Consider the following 25,216-nt stretch of genomic DNA (forward strand, 5'->3'; position numbering starts at 1 on the left):
TATTCTTCAACTATTTTTTACAATTCAATGCTCACCACCATCTCTATGAGACATGCAAAAAATAACTATCGTCTTCCTCTACTCTCGGTACAATGATTGGCTGCATCAATATAAAAAAGCTACCACGCTCTTACAGCGTAGTAGCCTTTTGTAATACTAATTCAAAGGATGTACCAGAGGTCTTGCTTTCGATTAATCGTAAATCACCCCCGACAGATTGTGCCATCATTTTACTAAGTGGTAGTCCTAAACCCAAGCCTCGAACTGTATATTTTTTATTTTCTCCTCTATAAAAACGCTCAAAAATAAATGCCTGTTCCTCCAGAGGGATACCGCGCCCTGTATCTTTGACTATCATCGATAACGTATCCCCTTGATCTGTCAGCGTTAAGGTGATTGTTCCTTTGTCCATCGCCTGTTTGGCATTCGTTAAAAGGTTTGTCATGATTTGTTGGATACGAACAATATCAGCCTCTACCAGTACAGGTTGATCTAATAAGTGCAAATTCACACTTACAAGCTCATCATCCTGCATGACTTCCCACTGAGCCACTGCATCACGCAATAACTGATTAACATCTACAGATTCGATCTTCACGGGGATAGCATCCACAGCAAAGTGGTTAAAGGCAAGTAAATCACCAACCATTGTTTTCATTTTTGTTGTTTCAACCATCGCCATTTCAATGAACTCTATCGCATCCTGCCCTGTTACAACGCCATCTTTTACAGCTTGTAATAGACCACTTATCGAGGTAACAGGTGTTTTCAACTCATGAGTGACACCTGCTAATAATTCCGTTCGCGTTTTCTCCAGTTGTTCTAGCTTACTCGCCATATTTTTAAAGGATGTAACAAGCTCATAGACCTCTTTTTCTTTACTATCTTGAGGTAAATCAACAGCATAATGACCTTCCTGAACATGCTTGGCTGCCTCTGCTACTTGCTTGATTGGACGGGCTAAACGCTTTGATAAAAAGTAAATGGCTATCCAGCCTAATAAAGCCAATGCTCCAATCAATAAGGCAAGCTGTCCATATGCTTGGTTAACCCTTGTTAAATTTACCTTCTTCTCCATCACGAGAACCCAGCCCAATAACTGATCATTATTTTCTATCTTTCTTATAACCACATATTCGGGCTCTCTTCCCCCAGTTACTTCCTTCGTCCCTTCTTCTCCATCCAACAAACCAGTCACATTTTTGGCACTGCCAGGAGGCACAGGGCGGTTACTCGTCAGTATATTGCCTTCTGTGTCAACAACATACAAAATCGGATCAATCTCTCTCATATTGAAGCGCTCACGATCCCCAATAAAGCCTGGAATACCCTTTATCGGCCCATTATTAGGATTTGTTGTATCAGTTAAACGATAGACCGTCTCGTCTGCTAAAAACGCCATCAATTCTAATCGATTTTCAAATGTTGTATGACGAATCCACGCAGCCGAGATGAAGGAAATTATAGCTAAGCCAATAAAAAGTGTTAATAAATAACGGCTCGTCCAATATTGGAGTAAAGATATTCGCTTATTTTTTTTGAACACTTAGCTGATACCCCAATCCACGTAGTGTCTTTATTTCTCCTTCTGCCCCATCCCATTCCTTTAATGCCCTTCTAAGCCTCTTTATAGCTAAATCTACTGCTCGATCACTACCTTCATACTCCCAACCCCAAACTTGATCTATGAGCTGATCACGGGTAAATGTTTGATTGGGATGGTCTGCTAAAAACATAAGCACTGATAAATCTCTTGGCGTTAATACAATCTCTTCTTCACCAAGAAATACCCTATGTGCTTTACTATCAATGGTTAAAGAACCATATCGTTTTATAACGGATGAATCTGTGCTTCCTTCAGCACGTCTTAAAACAGCCCTCACCCTTGCAACAACTTCATCTGCAATAAAAGGCTTAGCAATATAATCGTCTGCCCCATGGTCAAACCCTTCTAAGCGGTAGTTTACTTCACCTAATGCTGTCAACATAATAACAGGGCAAGTACTTAGCTCTCTAATTTCCTTTAAAATGGACCAGCCGTTTTTCTCTGGCAACATAATATCTAATAACACTAGGTCTGGCTGTATTTCCCGAAACATGTCCAAGGCTTCACCACCATTGAAACATTGTGTCACATCATAACCCACTTTTTGTAAATATACCTTTAACACCTGACTTATTGCATATTCATCTTCTACTACTAAAATATTTGCCATAGGCATTCACCTCGATACTAGTTCGCTCTTACATTCATTATAGCACCAGATTATGTCAGTTAAATGTCAGCCTATATACAGCCCATAAACTGCTATGAGATAATATATAGAGGGGCATCTATTGACAATGTCTTCCTAAGCCACTTATCATTGATTGCGAATGATAATCAATGATAATTCATTCAAAATTTAAGTAAATGAAATTAAGGGGGGTAAAAGCATGATTATTGTAACTAATCGTATTCAAGTGAAACCTGGTTTTGCTGCGAAAATGGCACCTAACTTTACAAAGCCAGGTCCACTACAACAATTTGAAGGCTTCCATAAAGTAGAGGTGTTAATTTCGACCGACGATCCTACTTATGACGAGATGAGTGTTAATATGTATTGGGAATCCAAAGAGCATTTCCAAGCATGGCGTAATAGCGATGCATTCGCAGCAGCCCATCAGCGTCCAAGTTCGGGTTCTGAGGGAGAAAAAGCGGACAGCCCAATGATTGGCAGCAAAATTGTGGTGGCTGAATTAGCATCTTCCATCGAAGCTTTACGTTAATGAACGACAATTAAATTATTTATACATTATCTTCTGATTCTATCTAAAAAGCCCTGCATGTTGAACGACTATGCAGGGTCTTTTTTTAAGATAAAATAATGACTAGTATATAACCCAAAACGGATAAACAAACAGAGCCAATTAAACCAGCAATAAATGCCTTTACACCAAGCTCCTTAAAGGTTTTAATCTCCACATTTAACCCAAGGCCAGCCATGGCCATAGCGATTAAAATATACGCAATATTGACAAATGCTTGTGCTACATTAGCTGGTATAATCCCCAATGAATTAATAGCACTCATCGCTAAAAACCCTAAAATAAACCACGGAATGATGGAGAAGGAAAATGCCTTTTTCTCTTTATTTTTGTCTATTCTTCGATAGAAAATACCGATCATAATCGCTACTGGTACAAGTAGGGCAACACGTGTTAATTTCACAATAACCGCTATATCAATGGCTTCATTTCCACCAGCAGACGCTGCTGCAATAACATGGGCAATTTCATGTAATGTACCACCTGCAAAAATACCGTACTCTGTTGGCGTTAAGTCGATGATGGAATAGATAACCGTATAAATAAGCGTAAATATAGTCCCTAATAAGGCAACAATTGCTGCCCCTACTGCCGTTTCTTTTTCATTTGCTTTTATTTGAGGTGCGATTGCCACTACAGCAGCAGCCCCACAAATTGCTGTCCCACAAGCCGTTAATATCCCTAGCTTCTGTTCCACTTTAAACATTTTTGTTAATCCGTACACAACTAGTAAAGCAAATACTAAATTAATGACTGCAATCAAAAAAACATTTGCCCCTGCATGATAAATGTCTGCCAAATTTAAGCGCATGCCCAATAAAATAATGCCAAGCCGTAATAGCTTCTTACTAGAGAAGACAATACCCACTTGCCATGAATCTTGTACTTTAAAAGCTGCTCTCCAAGCCATTCCTAATATAATGGCAATAACCAACTGACCTAATATTGAAAAGAAAGGAAATGTGGCAATATATTTCGCTACTAAAGCAATAAGGAGTGTTAACAATACTCCTTTCAAGAAATTAGGATTAAGGGTGGATTTCACTTTATTCTGTCTATTAACCATGTTGTTCACTTCTTTCTCCCTTGTTGATTATTACTTTAATAAAAAGCGAACTATTAGTAAAATACATATATATAATCATTATCATTAACATTTCTAATAATAGAGGTGAAACTATGCAATACGAAGCTTTAAAAACGTTCGTCACACTAGTTGAGGTCAATAATTTTACGAAAACCTCTGAAATACTTCATATTTCACAGCCAAGTGTTAGCTTACACATTAAAAACCTAGAACAGGAATTACAAACAACCTTATTTATTCGCTCACCAAAATCCGTGCAAATTACACCAACTGGTGAAATTCTTTATAAACGAGCGAAGCAAATCATGGCTATAACTGAAGCGGCGAAAGAGGATATTGCGGCCTATCATCAAGAGGTACAAGGTACATTAGTCATTGGAGCAAGCTTTACGATCGGCGAATATATATTGCCCCCCATCATAGCAAGCTTGCAGCAACAGTTCCCACAACTTGAGCTTCAAATTATTATTGGCAATACGAAAGAAATCATTCAATATACAAAATTATTGCAAGTTGATATTGGTCTGATAGAAGGGCAAGCACAGGATAATGAACTGGTAATTAAACCATTTATGCAGGATGAACTATTTATTGTCAGTGCCAGTAATCATCCACTGACAAAGCAACAACCCATTACCCCCGATAAACTTCAACAGCAAAACTGGGTTGCCCGTGAAGAAGGCTCTGGGACACGTTATTATTTAGATCATTTATTCAGAGCTAACGGTCTACAAATCCAATCACTTTTGACGATTAGTAGTAATCAGGGGGTCAAAGAGAGCGTTATGCAGGGACTTGGTCTTTCCTTACTATCCGCTTGTGTTATTGAACGTGAATTAAAAAATGAAGATATGACCATTTTGCCCCTTGAAGGACAGCATTTTCTGCGGACATTTTCTTATCTTTGCTCACCAACGATGAAAAATAAGCGCAATGTCGACATACTCATAGATATATTAATAAAGAAAGCTTAGCTGACTTTTTCTCGTCGCTAGGCTTTCTTTATGGTTCTTCTCGTATTCAAACGCTTAGTTTCAATGATTTCCACAAATTTTGTCGCTGCTCTAGAAAGAGGTACTGTTTTCAAATAACACATACCAATACTCCTTGTTGGAATACTTTCCATTAAGGTTAATTCATAGAGAAGACCTCGCTGGAGATAGTCCTTTGAAAATTCCTTGGTTACACATGCAATACCGAGATTACTACGAGCAAACTCTAACACCAAATCATGTGAACCTAGCTCAAATTCGGGTTCAATATGGATACCTCTTGCAAAGAGATAGTCTTCCACATACTTTCGTGAATTCGATTTTTTCTCTAGAAAGATAAGTGGAAATTTCAAAAGATCCTCATAGCTTAAACTTTTAGACGCAAGTGTCTTGTATTTCTCCCCACACACGAAGATATCTCGAATATTCGTGCATACGGTTAACTGTAATGTTGAATCTTCTATTGGAAAATTGCAAAATCCGATATCGACCTCACCCGATTTAATAAAATTACATATTTCAGATGTTGTACCATTCAACATTTGTAATTTGATATTCGGATACATTGTATGGAATGCTTCTAAATAAGGCATTAAAAAGAAGCGTGAAATGGTATCCCCTACTCCTAGTTTTAATTGCCCTGTTGTTAAATTTTTAAATTCTAGCAACTTTTCTTCACCAGCATCTAAAAGCCCTAAAGCTGAATTCGTATATTCAAAGAGAAGACTACCCTCTGTTGTCAGCGTCACACCTTTTGGAGTTCGATTAAAAAGACGTGTTCCAAGCTCCTTCTCCAATTGCATCATTGCCTGACTAACAGCAGGCTGTGTCATATATAAATCCTTAGCCGCACTCGAAAAGCTATTATTTTTTGCTACAACACTAAAAATACGATATAAATCTAATTTCCCTATCATATAAGCACCTCTTATAGCTATTATATGAACTATTAATTTTACTTATATCATTACTGGAGCGTATAGTAAAATCATATGGATTTTATTTCACTTTACGATTGATAGAATGAGGAGAGATTAAGTTGGAACGTGTAATCGGTACAGTTGTAAGAGGTCTTCGTGGTCCTATTATTAACGAAGGCGATAATATTGAACAAATCGTTGTAGATACAGTGTTAAATGCTGCGACAATTGAAGGCTATGCAATCGAGGATCGTGATATTGTCACAGTAACTGAATCTGTTGTAGCACGTGCACAAGGTAACTATGCGTCAATAGATGATATCGCTGTAGATGTGGCAGCTAAGTTCGGCGATGATACTGTCGGCGTTATTTTCCCGATTTTAAGTCGAAACCGCTTTGCCAACTGTTTACGTGGTATTGCCAAAGGTGTTAAAAAGGTTGTACTAATGCTAAGCTACCCATCCGATGAAGTAGGTAATCACCTTGTAGATATTGATGAGTTAGATGTAAAAGGCATTAACCCTTGGACAGATACATTAAATGAGGTTGAATTCCGTGAACATTTTGGCTACCAAAAACATACATTCACGGGTGTAGATTATATCGAATACTATAAAGAGTTAATTGAAGCAGAAGGCGCTAAATGTGATGTCATCTTCTCTAATAACCCAAAAACAATTTTAAATTATACAAAGAGTGTATTAACATGTGATATTCATACACGCTTCCGTACAAAGCGCATTTTAACAGCAAACGGTGCTGATAAAGTTTACAGCCTTGATAATATTTTAGCTGAGTCTATTAATGGGTCTGGCTTCAATGCAGAATATGGTCTTCTTGGCTCTAACAAAGCGACAGAGGATAGTGTAAAACTATTCCCCCATACTTGTCAGCCGATTGTTGATGGAATCCAAGCAAAAATTAAAGAGGCAACAGGCAAAACGGTAGAAGTCATGATTTATGGTGACGGTGCATTTAAAGATCCAGTGGGTAAAATTTGGGAGCTTGCAGACCCTGTTGTTTCACCAGCGTTTACGGCTGGATTGCATGGGACACCAAACGAGGTTAAATTGAAATACTTAGCAGATAACGACTTTGCTAACCTTCGAGGTGAAGAATTAAAAGCCGCTATTTCTGAATACATTCAAAATAAAGATGAAGATTTAACGGGTCAAATGGCTGCACAAGGAACAACACCTCGTCGCTTAACAGACCTAATCGGTTCGCTATCTGATCTAACATCTGGCTCAGGTGACAAAGGAACACCTATGATTTATATTCAAGGTTACTTCGATAACTATACTAAATAAAAAAAATGAACTCTCGTGTAGAAATGAGAGTTCATTTTTATTTACCTTTGCGTGAGGATGACAGGAATCGAACCTGTAAGCCCTTTTCAAAAGGGATATGCATTCCTTGCACACTTCCTCATATTATATATTTTTGGAGTAATTGATTTAGTATTACATTTTTCTCAGTCCTTTTTATTTAATCTTTAATCAAAGTAATTTTGTTAGATCCATTTTATTTTAAGCCATTTGGAATCATTTCTTCCTGTAGCCAATGATCGCTTGTTTGAACATGTTGCGGTCTCACAAATTTTCCTAAATTATAGCGAAAATCATCATAATGGAATGAGGCAGCGTTTCTAATCACATACCCCTCTTGTTCACCATCAAAAATGGATTTACCAGTAAATGTCCGTTTTATTTGTTCTTCATCAAAAATACCCCGATATAAAACGGGTACTGTTTCAATACCTAACTCAGCTGCAAAAGCGACCGTTTCATCCCAACTTAAACAAATATTATCTTCATTCCAAATACTAAATAAATAAAAATAACTTGTTAAGGCTTGATAATAAATGGAATGCTTCGCATACATATTTTCTCCACATAAGCGCCAATCATTAGGAATTCGATACGCAAAACTTGCATGAAATGTTTTTATCCAATGTCTAGAAGGATGATTGGCTGAATGGATGCTTCTGGCATGCATATAGTCTTTGTAAAGCGTAGTGCCTTCCCCATCTAGTTTTTCAGTGACCACCACTTCTTTTCCTATAAAATGATTCACATTTTTAGCAACTTTATCATCATGGGTATAGCCCCTGCTCCAGGGTAAATGAAAGCTTCTTGGGTATTTCATTAATTTCGTCATAGTTCCACTTCCTTTCCTTTTTATTTAGCAAATTGATCTGCCTCTCGGAAGAAATAAAGTCTTGTTAATAAATCACCATCTAATAAGTGATAAATTTGGCTTCCGCCTTTATCGCCCCCATACTGGATTAACATATGAAATTGCACTAAATGAACAACCTTCAACACAAAATCCTCTTCAAAGCCCAACTCTACGAGAAAATGACAAACCAATTGGGCAGATACATTTTCATGCCCATAATAGCCATATCGTTGTTGCAATGGTTTATATTTTTTGCAAAATGGTTTGCCGACATCATGGAACAATGCAGCCAATTGTAGTGCCAGTTTATCGCTTTCCAAGTAGTATTCATTGATATAGGCAAACACGAAATACGTATGCTGACATAGTAAAAATTGATGGTATGGATTTTCTTGATTGAAATGATAAATTTCTTTAAAAAGTGGGACTGATCGAAGTGTTTGAAACAGTTCTTCATAAGTGGGTTGGCTTTGTATAAGTGAGACAAATTGCTGTCGAGAGATATCATAGGGACTTGATTCATGTACAATATGCACTTCATCAAACCCTTCTCCTGCTGTAGGAAACTCTAGATGCTTTCTCATTTTTTCCATCACCAATAATGGTACATGCCGCTTCCGCCGTTGGTTTCTGGCTACACAGATTGAATAAGGGGTATCAAAGTAATAGCATTCCTTCTTAACCGCACTCGACAATTTGCGGAGTGCAAACATTCTGCGCTCCCGCTCTATATTGGTGGCATCTACAATGACAGAATAACCTTTTGCCACTAAATCATTCAGACGCTCATATAACGTGCGAAAGACTACACGTGATTTTTGCTTGGTGGCATCACCAAACAATTCTTGACGTATTGCATCACTGGAAAGAATAATCGCATTTTCACTTTTCGCTAGCTGTTTCACAAATGTACTTTTTCCACTTCCAGGCAACCCCACTGTAAAGATTACCTTCATCCTCTGCACCTCCCTTCAAGTTTCTATATCGTATTAAAAGAACAATCCTTTAGTTTTCAATACATACTGTAAGCAATTTAAAAGGCATGAGCCATTACCACACCAATACTCATGCCTTCATTATTTTTTAGCTTACGTCACTTATGGGCAAAGTGTCCGTGCTATATTTTCAAAGTAACGAACACCATATATAAGAGCTTCTTCATCTACTTTAAAACGAGGATGGTGCAATGGGTACGCTTCACCAAACTCTACGTTATGTACCCCGATAAATTGCATAGATGAGGGAACAACTTCTGAAAAATCGGCAAAATCCTCTGTGCCAAATATAGGTTCAGGCAATACCTTCACACCTGTAGCACCAACAATCTCTCCAGCTATACGACGAGATAATGCCGTTAATTCCTTATCATTTGTGACGGAAGGGCAACCTAGCTCCCAATTAATGTCTACTTTTGCACCGTGCATAGTTGCAATACCTGTCACTATCTTTTCTAAATGTTCTCGTGTATCCACACGAATTTTCGCATCTAGGGAACGGATTGTTCCTCCAAGCTCTGCTGTATCTGCAATAATATTTAATGCCGTTCCACAGTGAAATTTTGCAACAGTTAAAACAGGTGCATGTGTACTTGGCACTTTACGTGACACTATTGTTTGTAAAGCTACAACTATTTCAGAACCAATTATTAAAGGATCTATAGCGACCTCTGGTGTTGATGCATGACCGCCACGACCATAAATTTTAATTTCAAAATCATCTGCTGCTGCAGTAAATTTACCATCTTTCATAGCAAATTGCCCTACTTCATAATCAGGGCTCACGTGTAAAGCGAAAGCATAATCGACATTCTCTACTATTCCTAGTGCAACTAGTTGAGCAGCCCCCCCTGGTGTCACCTCTTCAGCATGCTGAAAAACAAAACGAATTTCTCCATTAAAATTGGTCCCACTCTCAGCCAATGCCTTTGCTGCACCAAGTAACATGGCTGGATGAGCATCATGTCCACACGCATGCATGACCCCTGGATTTATTGATTTGAATGGTAGATCCGTTTCTTCTTCAATCGGCAATGCGTCAATATCAGCTCGTAGTAAAATGGTATGTCCTTTATCTTCTGTTTTTGTACCTCTTAAAAAGGCACATACACTTGTTTCTGTTAAACGTCTTACTTCTAAATGAGGAAACGTTATTAATTGATCATAAATATATTGAGCTGTCTTATGCTCTTGATGTGATAATTCAGGATGCATATGCAAATGCCGACGCCATTCAACAACCTGTTGTTTTAAATTAGCCGTTTCTATCAATCTAATCACTCCTAATTTATTATTTATTTTATTAAAATGGTCCATAATTTATGAGATGCGCAATGACTAATAAGACAATCGCTAAGCCTGTCTGTATAAGGAAGTAAGGAAATACCCATCTGAACCATTTTGAAAATGGAATACCTGCTATTGCTAGTCCCGCTAATAAAACACCACTTGTTGGAATGACCATATTTGAAATACCATCACCAAACTGGAAAGCCAGTACGGCTGTTTGCCTAGTTACACCAATTAAATCGGCTAAAGGCGTCATGATCGGCATCGTTAACGCAGCTTGTCCACTTCCAGAAGGTACTAAGAAATTTAAGCAGAGCTGAAGCAAAAACATTCCTATCGCATTGATAGAAGCAGGTAATACACTTACAGTATTTGAAACAAAATGAAGAATAGTATCAATTAATCCTCCATTTGTAGTAATAACTAAAATGGTTTGGGCAAATCCGATAATTAATGCCCCTTCTACCATATCCCGGGCACCAGAAATAAACCCTTCAGCCATTTTATTTGGTCCAATCTTACAAATAATAGACATAATAATGCTGCTTAATAGAAAGACACCGGCAATTTCACTTATATACCATTGATACTTTATTACCCCTACAATCAATGCAACAAAATTTCCCAATAATACGAATAGTGCTATCAAATGACGTGGGCTCATCTTAAAGTCTAAATCAATTTTGATGCTCTCTTCTCTTTTAAACTTTCCGTAAATCCCTTTCGATGGGTCACTCTTCACTTTTTTTGCATGCCTGTATATATAAAGTACTGTCAAACTATAAAAAACGATGAACACAATGATTCGATATGACATTCCTGAATACATTGGAAGCTCTGCAATAGTTTGAGCTACACCAATGTTAAATGGGTTCGTAATGCCTGAAGTAAAGCCAGTTGCTAATGTACCTAGCATGACGATCGCAAAGCCTGTAATCGCATCCATTCCGAGTGCCATCGTTAACGGGATAATAATCGCTATATAGACAAGCGTATCCTCTGCTGAGCCAATTAGTGTCCCTAAACTAGCAAATATTAAAACTAGAATAGGGATTAATACGTACTCTTGTTTTCCAAATTTCGAGGCCATAACTTTAATAAAGGAATCAATAGCTCCAGTCTTTTGCATTACCCCTAAAGCGCCTCCAAATAAAAAGACAAATAAAATAATAGAAGCACCCTCAAGCATTCCCAGATGCACACTATTGAATATTTCTAGAAAGCCAATAGGATTTGACTTGATATACTGAAAGGATTCTGGATCTACTATCATTCTGCCATTACTCTCAACTCTTTCATATTGTCCAGCTGGTAAAATATAGGTCAGTAACGACATGACTAAAATAATAATAAACATTAATACAAATGCATTAATTCCCTTTATCCGTGGTTCATCTTCTTTTTTATCTTGCTGTAGGTTTACCATAACCGTCTCCCCCTAATAATTTTTTCTTTAGCTTTGAACTGAGGCACAGACAACGTATCCATTAAGCATTTCTTACACACCTACAAGTTTCCACCAAGCGGAAAAACATTCCGATTAACGGAAACTTTATACACAAGAATAAAAAACAGAAGATGAAATGTCAATATATTTCGACAATTCAGTTAAATTTATTTTTACTTCTAGGACAAATAAAAACTAAATATTAATAACAAATTCTTAAAAAACAGGCATAATGTTAGACTTTCCTACATATAAAAAAGACTGCTCCACTTATTTGTGGAACAGCCTTTATCGTTAAACGCAGGTTTCTTTATAATTTTATTATAGCATAAATTTACAATAATTATTAGACTATACTTCATTGCGGAGTAGATGTATGATAAATTTCCTGATTCAATCACCCTACATTTCCTCTTAGGTTAAATACGTTTATATACTAAAAAAGGTGTTTGGACAACCATTTAAAGGAGAATCACAATTATTTTCTTTTCACCATATTTATAGGTGAGGATTACTACTAACAGAAGAGAAAAATATGGAGAGGAATGTGAGTAAACGTTGGAAAATCAAAATGACTGGCTAGAAGAAAAACATCATCTTGAGCAAAGTTTAAACCTCATTGATCACAAAAAGAACGAATTATTGCTAAAAGAAAAGAGCTTCAAGGAAAATGCTGTCGCTCTGAAGAAAACTTTTTGGAACGATGTCAGAGTCAATTTAGACACTGCTGAAGATGTTGACGAAACCTTTTTCGCGATTAAGCAACAGGTAGAGCTTCTCTCTGACTCAGAGCTTGCACAGCAGCGTGCAATTCAGAATGTAAAGGTATACGAACGTTTACAACAGTCACCCTATTTTGCTCGTATTGACTTTTTACAAGATGGGCAGCAAGATCCATTAAAAATTTATATAGGTGTTGCCACTTTATTGGACGAACAAGATGAAAATATAGTTATTTATGATTGGCGTGCACCTATATCAAGTATGTACTATGATTGCACACCAGGTAAAGCCTCCTACGACACAACAGCAGAAGAGATTCATGGTGAAATGCTACTGAAACGGCAATTTATTATTAAAAACGGGCAGCTACAATCGATGTTTAATACTGGTCTTACCATTGGGGATGATTTATTGCTTGCTATCCTTGCACAAAATGCAAACGAGCATATTCGTAGTATCGTTGCAACGATTCAAGCTGAGCAAAATAAAATTATTCGCCATGTTCAATCACGCTATCTTATTGTAGAGGGTGTTGCGGGTAGTGGTAAAACAGCTGTGGCTTTACAACGAGTCGCTTATCTATTGTATCGCTATCGCAATGAAATGACGGCCGATCAAATTTTACTGATTACACCTAATCAACTTTTTAACCAATATGTCCATACGGTCTTACCTGATTTAGGCGAGGACAATATGCAGCAATTAACGTTTATAGAGTATGTAGAAAAACGATTAGGTCGACAGTTTAAATTGGAATATCCGTACGAGCAATTAGAGGGCCTTTTAACAGAAAAGGATGAAGCTCATTATCGAACAAAATTAAGTAGTATATCTTATAAAGCGAGCCTTGCTTACAAGCATTTGATGGATCAATATGTAAGCTATTTATCCAATAAGGGCTTATTATTTAAAAATATCGTATTTCGTGGGGAACGAATTATTACAGCACAGGAAATTACTGAATACTTCTATTCTTTCCCTTCCACTATGTCGATACCAAATCGCCTACAATTCGTAAAAGAATGGTTATTGCAGCAACTGACGAAATTTGAAAAGGCTGAGCGTACAAAAGAATGGGTAGAAGAAGCGACTGAACTATTAGATAAAGAGGACTACTCCAAGTCTTACAGTGAGCTTTTATACGAAGGGCGCTATACTGAAAATTCATTCGATGATTTAGATCAAGAACGACAAAAATTAGCGAGACAAATTGTTAAAAAATACTTTAAACCGTTACGCAATTCCGTTCACCAATTAAAGTTTGTGCATATGTTAGGTACGTATCGCCAACTCTTTGATTTGAATAATCCCATTACTAAAGATTTACAGCATCTTATGCCAAACGATTGGGAGGATATTTGCCAGCAGACACTTCCAAATTTAGCAGAACGCTTTATAGCTTATGAGGATGCAGCACCATTTTTATATTTACAGGACAAAATTGAAGGGCAGCAGACTAATACGATGATCCATCATGTATTGATTGATGAAGCGCAAGATTATTCTCCATTCCAACTAACTGTATTACAGCAGTTATTCCCAAAAGCACGTATGACTATTTTAGGAGATGGACATCAAACGATTCATCCACATACCTTCGATAACCCTTCCCTGCTCGACCCTCAATTATATGGTGAGCAGGCTGAAAAAATGATTTTAACGAAAAGTTATCGTTCGACAAAACAAATCATTCAACTTACTGCAAAAATTTTAAATGATGGTAGCGAAGTTGAGGCATTTAACCGAACTGGTCCAGAACCATCAATTACTGTCGTTCCTAATGAATTGGAACTGATAGATGAAATTACCCAAAACATCCATCACCTCTCTGCTAAATTTGAAACCATTGCTGTCATTTGTAAAACTGCTGCTGAATGCTCCGCAGTATATGGGCAATTAAGTAATCAAGTAGATATTCAATTGATTAACCATAATACGAAGCAGTTTAAAAAGGGTATTTTATTACTTCCAGCTTATATGGCGAAAGGTATCGAATTTGATGCTGTGCTTATTTATAATGCATGTGCTGCTAATTACGCAAAGGAAAACGAACGGTACTATTTTTATACAGCCTGCACGAGGGCTATGCATGAGCTACACATTTATTCCATCAACAAATTAACGCATTTCCTTCAATGATAGCTAACAGATCCTCCTGTCATAGTGCTGAAAAACAAAACTATCAATAGAATTCTTGTGAAAGGTGAAAATGGATTTCCGTTGCAGGCTACTTGCTTTCCTGTGGGCGAGCGCCGAGCCCACTACGTCTAGTATGAAAGAGAAGGAAAAGACACTTTTGCACATGGTTGGAGTGGAGCCAGCATCACAGCTGAGACCCTAGAGCGAACGGAATGCGTGAAGCGGCTCATCGGACGTGCCCTGAGAAGGATGCTGGCGGAACGGAAATCAACCTCTCGCCTTGCCAAAAAGTCTTTTTCTGCTATTTACTTCGTCTTTCTTCAACAACATAACAGGAGGATCTGTTACTGACAGATCCTCCTGTGTTTTTATATATAGAAAGTGTAATCTTCTGGAATGACACGTTTTAAAAATTTCTTTGTGCGCTCCTCTTTTGGGCTTACGAAAATATCATGAGGGCTACCCTCTTCTACGACAACGCCTCCATCCATGAAAATCACACGATTAGCAACATCTTTGGCGAATCCCATTTCATGTGTCACCACAAGCATTGTTGTGCCTTCAGCTGCAATATTTTTCATGACCTGTAGGACCTCACCTACTAATTCAGGATCAAGTGCGGACGTTGGTTCGTCAAATAAAATAATATCTGGGTTCAATGCTACTGCACGTGCAATTCCTACTCGCTGCTGCTGACCGCCTGACAGCTGACTTGGATAGGCATCATACTTTTCCGATAAACCTACTTTATCAAGTGCCTTTTTACCAATGTCCACAGCCTGTGCTTTAGGAATTTTACGTCCAATGATTAAACCTTCCGTCACATTTTCTAATGCCGTTTTATTAGTGAAAAGATTATAATTTTGGAAGACAAATGCGACACGTTGGCGAATTGCATGTACGTCTTTTTTCTTCACATGTTGAAAATCCACTTGAATATCTCCAAATGTCGCATGTCCTTGATCCGCTTTTTCTAAAAAATTGATGCAACGTAATAATGTTGTTTTTCCCGAGCCACTAGGGCCTAAAATAACAACAACATCGCCTTTATCAATCGCTAAATCAACACCCTTTAAAATTTCATTACCACCAAATGATTTATGAATATTTTTAATTTCTAACATGCTCATTCACCCCTTAGGCATTTGCCACTTTGTATTTGCTTAAATATTTTTCATAGCGCTTAAACAAGTACTCCACCGTACTACATAATATTAAGTACACGATAAAGATATCCAGATAGGCTTCCACGTAATTGTAGCCAACATTTGCAGCTACTTTTGCCTTCAGTGTAATTTCAGGAAGTGACATTGCGTAGCCTAGCGAGGTAGCTTTAATAAGATTGACGGTAGCTGTACAAATATTCGGTAGCGCAACTACTAATGCTTGTGGAATGATAATTCGAGTATAAGCTTGGAATGTTGTCAAACCTACTGAGTGTGCAGCCTCTAATTGCCCCTTTTCAATAGTGCTTAACGCAGAACGAAAGACCTCTATTAAAATGGCTGTTGAGCTGAATGCAAACACGATAAACGCATACCAAATTGGATTGATTTTATAAATATCATACGCAATATTATATTTTTCAAAAATAATTTTTAACATTAACGGGATACTACTATAGATAATAAAGATTTGTATAATGATTGGCGTTCCTCGCACGAATGAAACGTAAATTTTTGCTAGATGATGAATAACTGGAATTTTATTAATTCTAGTGAGTGCCAACAAAAAACCAAGTGGCAGAGCTATCAATAAAGCAACAACTGTGACAAGGAGTGCAATGGGAACACCAGATAATGCAATGAAAAATGTTTCAAGTAAAAATGGATAATTCACGTTCACGCCTCCTCCTTAAGTTGTTTCTAAAGTTTTCTTACCCTTCCCAAATATCTTTTCTAATATAGTAAATATTTTTTCTATAATAATTGATAACACCCAATAAATAATGGCTAATGCAATATAAATTTCTAAGGCATGAGCATTGATGTTACTGGCAATAATTAAATTTGCCTTGCCCACAATGTCAATTAGACCAATTGTATAAGCTAGTGCACCTTCTTGTAGCAAAGCAATCATACCATTCCCAAAGTTCGGCAAAGCAACGACAAGTGCCTGAGGGAAAATAATTCGACAGTATGCCTGAAATGGTGTTAAGCCCACACTAACCGCTGCTTCAAACTGACCTTTTGGAATAGCTAAATAGGCTGATCTTATCACCTCAGACATGATTGCAGCAAATTGTAAGGTGAATGTTACGACAACGAATATAGCTGTTTCAATTGAATGGAGGTTAAGACCAACATTTTCTGCTAATGCTGGCACACCATAATAGACAAGAAATAACAAAACGATGGATGGCGTACAACGCATAATCGTTGTATATAAATTTGCGAATTTTTGTAACCACTTTATTGAAGATAGCTTAGCTGCCGCCAACAATAAACCAAATAGTGTGCCTAAGATAATCGAGGACCCTGCAACTAAGAACGTCATTTTTAAAAATGGTAATAACATTGGGATTGCGTTCCAAATGTAGGTTGCATCAAAATATTTATCCATTTCCTCACCAACTTTTCCTTTTATGAATAAAGACTGCTGAGCATTAAAGACTCAACAGCCTTATTATTCGTTCCGTTTCAAACTAACGATTAACATTTTCTAGCACTTCAAATAAATCGCGACCATAGAACTTGGTGCTTAATTCATTTGGTTTTTTCTGCTCTTTAATTTGAGCTATCGCTTTATCGTAGGCATTGGCAAATTCTTGCTCTTTTTTATTGAACAGAGGCCATGTTTTAATGACAGCAAATTCGTTATAGACAACCTCATCTTTTAAGTTGTAATAAGGGCCATCCTCAGCAAGCACTTGTTGTTTAAATGGTCCCTCAATCATGACGCCACCATCAACACGACCTTCATTTACCCACTGCACAACGTCTACGGTAAATGCATCACCAGCTTGAAGTTGTACTTTATTATCTGGATTTGCCGTATTATACTCATCAATAATTGTATATTGCGCGTTATTAGCAGCAATCGGTGCTAAAGAATAACCTTTTTTTGCAAAATCGGCTAATGTTTTCACACCTTCATCCTCTTTACGTAAAACGAGCCCCGCACTACTTAACCCTAAAAATTCCTTCGGGAAAATAAATTTCTCTGTACGCTCCTGTGTAAAGAAGGCATTTTTAACCCCTACTTGATATTTCCCTTGCTCAACACCAATCAACAAATCATCACTTGTTGTACCTACGTATTCAAATTGATAGTCAGGTAATAATTCATCTACTAATTTCATTACTTCTACATCATACCCTGTTGGATTTCCATTATCGTCGATATAGCTAATAGGCTTGGAGGCTTGATCGTAGGCAACCTTTACTGTACGAACCTGTTCACCATCACCTGAATCCTTATCTGCTGATTCCCCTGAATTACACCCCGTCAAAAGTGCTATAGAAGCCAAACCAATTGCGGCAAATTGAAATAATCTATTCTTTTTCATCTGTCATTTCTCCTTATTTCCATGTAATCATTATGAATTTCCATTTAATCTTTGTTGTTCAATAGCGGCAGTCGCTAACTTTATAATCGTCATATCATCCATGGGCGGATTATGAAGTCCTGCACGGACGTTACGATAATAGCGTTGTAATGGATTGGATAGCTGCAAGCTTTTCGCTCCCACTACACGCATTGCCTTATCGACTATATCTATTGCCATGTTTGTTACTGTATGTTTAGCAACAGCCATTTCATTTGTTAATAAACTACGTCTAGCTGGATCATCATAAGCCTCAGCCACTCCATACAAGACAAAACGTGCTTGATGAAGCTTTAATTCAATATCTCCTAAAAGCTGTTGTACATTTGGCAACGTACTAATCGGAGCATTCAAGCTATTCGGTTGATGATGATTGGCAAAATGGATCGCATAGTCACGGGCAGCCTGTGCAATACCTAAGTATGTTGCTGGGATATGGAGTATCCAGCCATTTATCTTGCCACCACTAGGATGACTTGGTAACTCTACTAAATGCTCTGTTGCCACTATGACATCTTTTAACACAAGATCATGGCTACTAGTACCTCGCATCGCAGACATTTCCCAATTTTCTTCAATCGTTAGCCCTACAGAATCTTTATGAATGAGGAAAAAACCAATTTGTTGCTTTTCTTCAATCCAAGCTGAGGTAAGGAAATAATCGAGCACCGGTGACGCAGTCGTAAAGATTTTGCGTCCATTTAATAGCCAGCCCTCTTTTGTCGAAACAGCATATGTTCCAGGTCGACCACCACGTGTTGGACTACCCGTTGCTGCCTCACTAACTGCTCTATTAATGATGGCACCGCTCTTTATTTCTTGAGCGAATGCTGTTAATACATCTTCAGTCCATAAGTGGGTTTCATATATTTCACCAACAACGCCTAATGTCCAGCCAAGAGAAAGAGATGCATTTTCGTCATAGCTTGCTAATGTTTCTTGCACAAGGACCATATCATAGACCGATAAACCCTCTCCGCCATATTGTTTCGGTAAAGTTAGTTGTGGATAGCCAATTTGCAAAAGCAATTGATGTGCTTCAAACGGGAAACGAGATTGTTCGTCTACCTCAACAGCCTCAGCCTTAATTGGCTCTGCAATAGCTGCTAGCTGATCTAACCAAAACCGTTGTCGCTCTGTTTTTACAAATAAATCCTTCAAGTAAATCTCCTTCTTCCTAATATATATAAATCATATAAAATTACTAAGAATTAATAGTGAAAAAAAATCTCTGCCTACATATTGTAGTGAGACACTATTCGGTACTGAATTTTCTGATTCGTTGACATTTATAATACTTTTCACATTTGAAAATGTCAATGGGTGAAACTCAAGTTTTTTTGTTAGTTTAATATGAATTACAATGTTTCAATTTTACCTTTTAATTTATGCACCATGCTTTGTTTACAACATATGCTAAGACTAATGAAAGAGGTGTATACATGACTAATCATTTTAATTCGCCACAAAGTGCTGGCACCTTATCCTATTTGGCTCCACAAGTAATTCAAACTAAGTTTGGAGATATTAATGGCGATGGTTTTTTGGAAACAATTTTTTTAGTGGGCGTTCAACAACCGGATAGCCCTCTGTGGAAAAATATCACACTCACTATTTTTTATGTGCAAACACAACAAATGCAACAATTTCCCTTGAAACAGAATTTGGGCTATAATCCGACTATTTTTCTAGGCGATTTTACTGGTAATCATATTGAGGATATACTGGTTGTCTCTGATACTGGGGGTAGCGGAGGAATTATAAACGGTGAAATATTTTCATCCATCAACAATCAAGTTCGTTCTATTTTTGACGCAGAGTCTTTTAATAATAAACTCAAATATAGCGTTAATTATGTAGATCACTACAAGGCTGTAGTTCAAAGTTCGAATCCCGCTAAAAGATACACAATCGATTTACAGTATAAAGGAGCGGACTACTTAGCAGAAATTTATAATCCGGACGGTACATTAAAGCAACCTATAGAAGGCTGGGTAGACCCTTTTAGCGGACTATATCCCATTGATTATGATCGAGATGGAACCTATGAAATTTTAGGGTATCAAGGAATTGCAGGTAGGTATCATGCCGATGGACTAGGCTATGTAGAAAATGTTTTAAAATGGAATGGTCATGAATTTATGATAGATCGACAAACGGTTAGTATTTTTGGAGAGGATTTATCATAGAAGACTCTCTCTATTAAATAAGATGAAAAAACAGGAATCTGTTCATTTTTGCTTAAAAACAAAGCAAAATACGAGCAGATTCCATCATTTATATTTGTTTTTCAACCAAGGCAAAGTAGTTATTTTCAGGGTCAGCAAAATTAAATACCCTACCCATTGGCATCATAACTAAATCGCCCACTTTAATGCCCTTTGCCTGAAAATCTTGGTACATTTCTTCAATTTTATCAGCATAAAACATGATAGACGGAGTTCCTAAGTTTAGCTCCGGCTGCATTTTAGCTATGATCTCTTTATTGTGCAACACAAATGATGTTTGTGCATCCTTCGTTGGCGCAATTTCAATCCAGCGCATCCCTGCTTCTTCCTGATCAGCAACGACAACAAACCCCACTTTTTCTCTCCAAAACTTTACTGCTACCTCTTGGTCATTAACATATAGCATTACCTGCCCAATTTGATGAATCATAACCTATTTCCCTCCTCTTTTGAGCATTAGTATATATCAAACTGTAGCTTTATATAGCTTCTAACGATTTCAATTTAGCGAAATTTCGAATAATTGACCATAATATATATAACTTGTAAATTATTATTCCAAAGTACTTAACTTTTATTTTATTTCTGATAGAATGAGAATTATTTACCTTCTAGGGAAAAGTTTAGACTAAAAAAATTATGTGAGGATAATACAAGTGAAACAACTAAGTTTAAGAAAAAAGCTTATTTTTTCGTTTTTAGCAATGCTTCTCATCCCAACCCTGTTGATTGGAATTGTTTCCTACCAAAGTGCAGAAAAGCAAATTTCCGAAGAACAACATGCAAGTGCAACTGAAAGTGTACGTATTCTTAATACTAATATTACGAATACCATTGAACCCAAACTAAAAGATGTGCAATATTTTTCAAAAAAATTTAGTAAAACCTACTTTCAAGATCATAACATTCCGAAAATTCAATCATTACTAAGCGAATACATTAATATGCACCCTGAAGTAGAGCTGATTTATATTGGTACTGCCGATGGCAAACTACTTGACGAGCCTGCTCAAGACTATCCTGATGGCTTCGATCCTCGTACAAGACCTTGGTATAAGCAAGCTTTAGATAATAATGGAGAGGTCTCCATCACTGCCCCTTATGTTACACAATCAACGGGTGACATTGTCATTACAATTACGCAGGCTTTACCAGATGGTTCTGGAGTCATAGGATTAGATCTTAACATTTCTACATTAAGTGATATTACGAATAATATCCGCATTGGAGAGACTGGTTTTGCCTCTCTTCTAGATAGCAATAAGCTCTATATCGCACAGCCTGAAAAAGAAAGTGGTACTGAGGCAACAGAAAACTATATCACTAAAATTTATGAGCAAGAAAGCGGCACAATTATTGAAAGAGACCGTCATTTACAGTTTGCTACAAATGAACTTACTGGCTGGAAGATAATAGGCACAATGTTTACTGCAGAAGCTGCAAAGGCTGCTGCCTCCACTTTAAATATCAACTTGATCATTATTGTTGTGTCCATTCTAGTTGGTATTATGTTTATGCTCTTCATGATTAAGTCTGTAGTTAATCCAATTAATCGACTTAAGCAAAGCGCGTTGAAAATTAGTGAAGGTAATTTAACAGAGTTTATTGAAATTCATTCTAAAGATGAAATTGGACAACTTGGGGAAGCTTTTATCTCCATGAAGGTTAGCTTGAAAAAACTAATTCGCAACGTGGACCAAAGCTCCCAGCATGTTCAAAAGTCTGCTCAAGATTTATCTGCCAATGCAGAACAAAATATTGCTGCCTCTGAACAGGTTGCGGATGCTATGCAACAAATGGCAGTCAGCACGGAAAAGCAAACAACAGGTATTGACCAAAATGCTATCTCCATTGAGGAAATTGCTAAAGGGGTTGTTGAGGTCGCAGACAGCTCTATGCAGGTATTAGACCTTTCTAGCCATGCTATCCAACTGGCAGATGAAGGTGGACAAGCAGTCGAGCAAACTGTACAACAAATGAACTCTATTCATGAATCTGTTACACAATCAGATACAATGATTAAAACTCTATATGATCGCACGAAAGAAATCGGTTCCATTTTAGAGATGATTAGTGCCATTTCTGACCAAACAAATTTACTAGCCCTCAATGCTGCTATCGAGGCAGCAAGAGCTGGAGAACATGGCAAAGGCTTTGCCGTAGTAGCCGATGAAGTACGAAAATTAGCAGAGCAATCTCACCAATCAGCAGAGCAAATTGCTGCGCTCATTACGAGTATTCAGCAGGATACGGCTAAATCTGTGCAGACTATGGTCAAGGCTTCAGCAGATGTTCAGGATGGCTTACAATTGACAGAATCAACAAGTAAGAAATTCGCCAGCATTATTGAAAGTCTACGAAACATTGCGCCAAAGATGGAGGATATCTCTGCCTCTGCACAAGAAATGTCTGCAGTCGTGGAAGAAGTCTCCGCTACAGCTATTGAATTATCAGATCACGCCAAATTAAATGCTGCAGCTACAGAGGAAGTTGCTGCTTCTACTGAGCAAACTTTATCCTCTATGCAGGACATGGCATCCTCTGCCAAAACGTTACTTGATATGGCGGATGAATTGCAAGGTTACGTAAATCGTTTTGAATATTAAATTATCCTTTCAGAATCTGAGTTCTATTATGGAGCTCAGATTTTTTCTGTACTAATTTGACATATAAAAACAGGGGAAATTACAAAATAAAATATTTTTCTACAAAAAGTACTATAGTATAACTTTATTTTCCAGATTTTTCAGAAAATTATGTTGATTATTATTCATTTTCCTCTTAGAATCAGATTAAACATTGGAATGACTTGTCTATTGAACCAGTTATCAAATTATGACAATTAACTAATGTCATTTTAAGGAGGAATACTATATGAAACAGATTAGCTTAAGAAAGAAACTCATTTTTGCATTTTTAATGATACTCCTCATTCCCGCACTTTTAATCGGGTATACCTCCTTTAAAAGTACTAAAAATCAGATTTTAGAAGAGCAACAAGCAAGCGCTAAGGAAAGTGTGCGTATGCTTAACAGCAATATTACAAATACAATTGCGCCAAAAGTTCATGACATTGGATATTTTTCCAAAAAAATAAATCAATCTTATTTACAAGAAGATAAAAAAATTGAATTAAAAAAACTTTTTCAAGAATATATTAATACTCATCCTGAGGTAGAGCTGTTATATATTGGAACAGCAGATGGTCAAATAATTGATGAACCCGTCCATGATTATGCAAGTGATTATGATCCACGTAAACGACCTTGGTACGTAGAAGCAATTGAGAACAAAGGGCAAGTATCCATTACTTCACCATATATCTCAAAATCAACAAATAATGTAGTAGTGACTGTCATGCAAGCTCTTCCAGATAATTCTGGTGTGATGGCCTTAGATGTAAATATCTCGGTTCTTAGTGCACTGACAGACGAAACACGTATAGGAGAAACTGGGTTTGCATCCTTACTAGATCGTAATCAGCTATATATTGCGCAAAAAGATAAAGAAAGCGGCTCACAAGCAACAGAAGAATATATGGCAAAAGTTTACGAACAACAGGAAGGTATGATTACGGAAGATGATCGCCAGTTACGTTTTGAAACCAATGAACTTACAGGGTGGAAAATAGTTGGTACAATGTTCATCGCAGAGGCTACAGAGGCAGCTACTGCTTCATTTACTCTCACATTGCTCATCATTGGTATTTCTATTATTGTAGGAATTATTTTTATGCTCTCTATGATTAAATCTATTGTGAACCCTATTAAACGACTTCAACAAAGTGCATTAAAAATTAGTGAGGGCGATTTAACGGAGTTTATTGATATTCATACAAAGGATGAAATTGGACAGCTTGGTGAGGCATTTGTCTCGATGAAAGTTAGCTTAAAAAAACTGATACGCAATGTTGACCAAAGCTCACAGCATGTTCAAACCTCTGCCCAAGGACTTTCAGCTAATGCTGAACAAAACATAGCTGCATCTGAACAGGTAACAGAGGCTATGCAGCAGGTAGCTATCAGCACCGAAAAACAAACAACTGGAATCGATCAAAATGCTGTTTCCATTGAGGAAATTGCTAAAGGTGTTGTAGAAGTGGCAGATAGTGCCCTACAAGTTTCAGACCTGTCCAGTCAGGCTATCCAATTAGCAGAGGAAGGCGGACAATCTGTTGAACAAACTGTGAATCAAATGGTTTCCATCCATGAATCTGTGACACAATCCGACACAATGATTAAATCACTGTTTGATCGAACAAAAGAAATTGGTTCCATTATAGAAATTATTAGTGCCATTTCTGACCAAACGAACCTTCTTGCTCTGAATGCCGCTATTGAAGCAGCCCGAGCTGGTGAACAAGGCAAAGGCTTTGCGGTTGTAGCAGATGAAGTACGTAAATTAGCGGAACAATCCCATCAATCAGCAGAACAAATTTCTACGCTTATTACAGGCATACAACAGGACACGGCTAAATCTGTGCAAACGATGATGAAAGCTTCATCAGATGTCCAAGAAGGGTTACAGCAATCTGAGGATACGAAAAAGAAATTTACAAGTATCGTTGAAAGTCTTCGAGAGATTGCACCGAAAATGGAAGATATATCAGCTTCGGCACAAGAAATGTCTGCCGTTGTAGAAGAAGTATCCGCAACAGCCATTGAGCTATCAGACCATGCAAAACTAAATGCAGCAGCCTCTGAAGAAGTTGCCGCTTCAACGGAACAAACATTGTCCTCCATGCAGGAAATCGCTTCTTCGGCTAAAACTTTACTTGATATGGCGGACGAATTACAAGGCTATGTAGACCGATTTAATTACTAATTATCCATAACGCTTGGCTTTCGACAAAAGACATG

21 protein-coding genes and 1 tRNA gene are annotated in these 25,216 nt (G+C 37.4%); 7 read left to right on the forward strand and 15 right to left on the reverse strand.

Annotated features, from left to right (window positions below; translation table 11 throughout):
* Window positions 1-130: 130 nt before the first annotated feature.
* Together NV349_RS22605 and NV349_RS22610 are read right to left on the reverse strand one after the other, a co-directional pair.
* The gene (locus NV349_RS22605) at window positions 131-1,546 is read right to left on the reverse strand and encodes a HAMP domain-containing sensor histidine kinase (RefSeq protein ID WP_271911904.1); all 1,416 of its coding nucleotides are present in this window, start codon (window positions 1,544-1,546) and stop codon (window positions 131-133) included.
* A complete protein-coding gene (locus NV349_RS22610) occupies window positions 1,530-2,216 on the reverse strand; it encodes a response regulator transcription factor (RefSeq protein ID WP_271911906.1) in 687 nt (228 codons plus the stop codon). The genes NV349_RS22605 and NV349_RS22610 overlap by 17 nt, the downstream gene beginning before the upstream one ends.
* A gap of 220 nt (window positions 2,217-2,436) precedes the next feature.
* Here NV349_RS22610 and NV349_RS22615 point away from each other — a divergent pair, with 220 nt between their 5' ends.
* Window positions 2,437-2,769: a heme oxygenase gene (locus NV349_RS22615; RefSeq protein ID WP_036123876.1), complete on the forward strand. Its 333-nt coding sequence runs from the start codon at window positions 2,437-2,439 to the stop codon at window positions 2,767-2,769.
* Between the two features lie 85 nt (window positions 2,770-2,854).
* Here the strand turns inward: NV349_RS22615 and NV349_RS22620 are convergent, their stop codons facing one another.
* Window positions 2,855-3,874 carry a YeiH family protein gene (locus NV349_RS22620; protein WP_051891674.1) on the reverse strand — a complete coding sequence of 340 codons (1,020 nt, stop codon included), beginning with the start codon at window positions 3,872-3,874 and terminating at the stop codon, window positions 2,855-2,857.
* A 113-nt stretch (window positions 3,875-3,987) separates the two neighbouring features.
* On the opposite strand from NV349_RS22620, the gene NV349_RS22625 reads away from it, so the two are divergent.
* Complete coding sequence (locus NV349_RS22625) at window positions 3,988-4,869, forward strand: LysR family transcriptional regulator (protein WP_036123879.1); 882 nt, start codon at window positions 3,988-3,990, stop codon at window positions 4,867-4,869.
* A 17-nt stretch (window positions 4,870-4,886) separates the two neighbouring features.
* On the opposite strand, the gene NV349_RS22630 is transcribed toward NV349_RS22625, so the two are convergent.
* Window positions 4,887-5,804: a LysR family transcriptional regulator gene (locus NV349_RS22630; RefSeq protein ID WP_036123883.1), complete on the reverse strand. Its 918-nt coding sequence runs from the start codon at window positions 5,802-5,804 to the stop codon at window positions 4,887-4,889.
* A 122-nt stretch (window positions 5,805-5,926) separates the two neighbouring features.
* Between NV349_RS22630 and NV349_RS22635 the strand changes: the two genes are divergently transcribed.
* Window positions 5,927-7,117, forward strand: coding sequence for a coenzyme F420-0:L-glutamate ligase (locus NV349_RS22635; RefSeq protein ID WP_036123886.1), 1,191 nt, complete (start codon window positions 5,927-5,929; stop codon window positions 7,115-7,117).
* Window positions 7,118-7,169: 52 nt separating this feature from the next.
* Here NV349_RS22635 and NV349_RS22640 read toward each other — a convergent pair.
* The 5 genes from NV349_RS22640 to NV349_RS22660 form a co-directional block, all read right to left on the reverse strand.
* Window positions 7,170-7,237: transfer RNA gene (locus NV349_RS22640), tRNA-Ser, on the reverse strand.
* A gap of 94 nt (window positions 7,238-7,331) precedes the next feature.
* Window positions 7,332-7,967 carry an RNA ligase family protein gene (locus NV349_RS22645; RefSeq protein WP_036123890.1) on the reverse strand — a complete coding sequence of 212 codons (636 nt, stop codon included), beginning with the start codon at window positions 7,965-7,967 and terminating at the stop codon, window positions 7,332-7,334.
* 20 nt (window positions 7,968-7,987) lie between these two features.
* Complete coding sequence (locus NV349_RS22650) at window positions 7,988-8,944, reverse strand: AAA family ATPase (protein ID WP_058845143.1); 957 nt, start codon at window positions 8,942-8,944, stop codon at window positions 7,988-7,990.
* A 141-nt stretch (window positions 8,945-9,085) separates the two neighbouring features.
* Window positions 9,086-10,264, reverse strand: a complete 1,179-nt coding sequence (locus NV349_RS22655) for a M20 metallopeptidase family protein (protein WP_334312330.1) — start codon at window positions 10,262-10,264, stop codon at window positions 9,086-9,088.
* Between the two features lie 22 nt (window positions 10,265-10,286).
* Window positions 10,287-11,699, reverse strand: coding sequence for a YfcC family protein (locus NV349_RS22660; protein WP_036123899.1), 1,413 nt, complete (start codon window positions 11,697-11,699; stop codon window positions 10,287-10,289).
* Window positions 11,700-12,278: 579 nt separating this feature from the next.
* On the opposite strand from NV349_RS22660, the gene helD reads away from it, so the two are divergent.
* Window positions 12,279-14,582 (forward strand): RNA polymerase recycling motor HelD, encoded by a 2,304-nt coding sequence (helD, locus tag NV349_RS22665; protein ID WP_271911912.1) that lies wholly within the window; start codon window positions 12,279-12,281, stop codon window positions 14,580-14,582.
* Between the two features lie 368 nt (window positions 14,583-14,950).
* Here helD and NV349_RS22670 read toward each other — a convergent pair whose 3' ends face one another.
* The 5 genes from NV349_RS22670 to NV349_RS22690 form a co-directional block, all read right to left on the reverse strand.
* Entirely contained in the window at window positions 14,951-15,706 is a 756-nt protein-coding gene (locus NV349_RS22670) for an amino acid ABC transporter ATP-binding protein (protein ID WP_036123911.1), read from the reverse strand.
* Between the two features lie 13 nt (window positions 15,707-15,719).
* Window positions 15,720-16,421: an amino acid ABC transporter permease gene (locus tag NV349_RS22675; RefSeq protein WP_036123914.1), complete on the reverse strand. Its 702-nt coding sequence runs from the start codon at window positions 16,419-16,421 to the stop codon at window positions 15,720-15,722.
* Window positions 16,422-16,436: 15 nt separating this feature from the next.
* Window positions 16,437-17,144 (reverse strand): amino acid ABC transporter permease, encoded by a 708-nt coding sequence (locus tag NV349_RS22680; RefSeq protein WP_036123917.1) that lies wholly within the window; start codon window positions 17,142-17,144, stop codon window positions 16,437-16,439.
* A gap of 82 nt (window positions 17,145-17,226) precedes the next feature.
* Window positions 17,227-18,090, reverse strand: a complete 864-nt coding sequence (locus tag NV349_RS22685; protein ID WP_036123919.1) for a transporter substrate-binding domain-containing protein — start codon at window positions 18,088-18,090, stop codon at window positions 17,227-17,229.
* Between the two features lie 30 nt (window positions 18,091-18,120).
* Window positions 18,121-19,290, reverse strand: a complete 1,170-nt coding sequence (locus NV349_RS22690) for an acyl-CoA dehydrogenase family protein (RefSeq protein WP_058844106.1) — start codon at window positions 19,288-19,290, stop codon at window positions 18,121-18,123.
* 281 nt (window positions 19,291-19,571) lie between these two features.
* Between NV349_RS22690 and NV349_RS22695 the strand changes: the two genes are divergently transcribed.
* Window positions 19,572-20,318 carry a YybI family spore inner coat protein gene (locus tag NV349_RS22695; RefSeq protein ID WP_036119444.1) on the forward strand — a complete coding sequence of 249 codons (747 nt, stop codon included), beginning with the start codon at window positions 19,572-19,574 and terminating at the stop codon, window positions 20,316-20,318.
* 88 nt (window positions 20,319-20,406) lie between these two features.
* Here NV349_RS22695 and NV349_RS22700 read toward each other — a convergent pair whose 3' ends face one another.
* Window positions 20,407-20,787, reverse strand: a complete 381-nt coding sequence (locus NV349_RS22700) for a VOC family protein (protein WP_036119448.1) — start codon at window positions 20,785-20,787, stop codon at window positions 20,407-20,409.
* Between the two features lie 226 nt (window positions 20,788-21,013).
* On the opposite strand from NV349_RS22700, the gene NV349_RS22705 reads away from it, so the two are divergent.
* Window positions 21,014-22,963 (forward strand): methyl-accepting chemotaxis protein, encoded by a 1,950-nt coding sequence (locus tag NV349_RS22705; protein ID WP_271911916.1) that lies wholly within the window; start codon window positions 21,014-21,016, stop codon window positions 22,961-22,963.
* A gap of 268 nt (window positions 22,964-23,231) precedes the next feature.
* Window positions 23,232-25,181 (forward strand): methyl-accepting chemotaxis protein, encoded by a 1,950-nt coding sequence (locus NV349_RS22710; RefSeq protein ID WP_271911918.1) that lies wholly within the window; start codon window positions 23,232-23,234, stop codon window positions 25,179-25,181.
* Window positions 25,182-25,216: the final 35 nt, after the last annotated feature.

This window comes from Lysinibacillus sp. OF-1, from assembly GCF_028356935.1.
Classification (GTDB): Bacteria; Bacillota; Bacilli; order Bacillales_A; family Planococcaceae; genus Lysinibacillus; species Lysinibacillus fusiformis_D.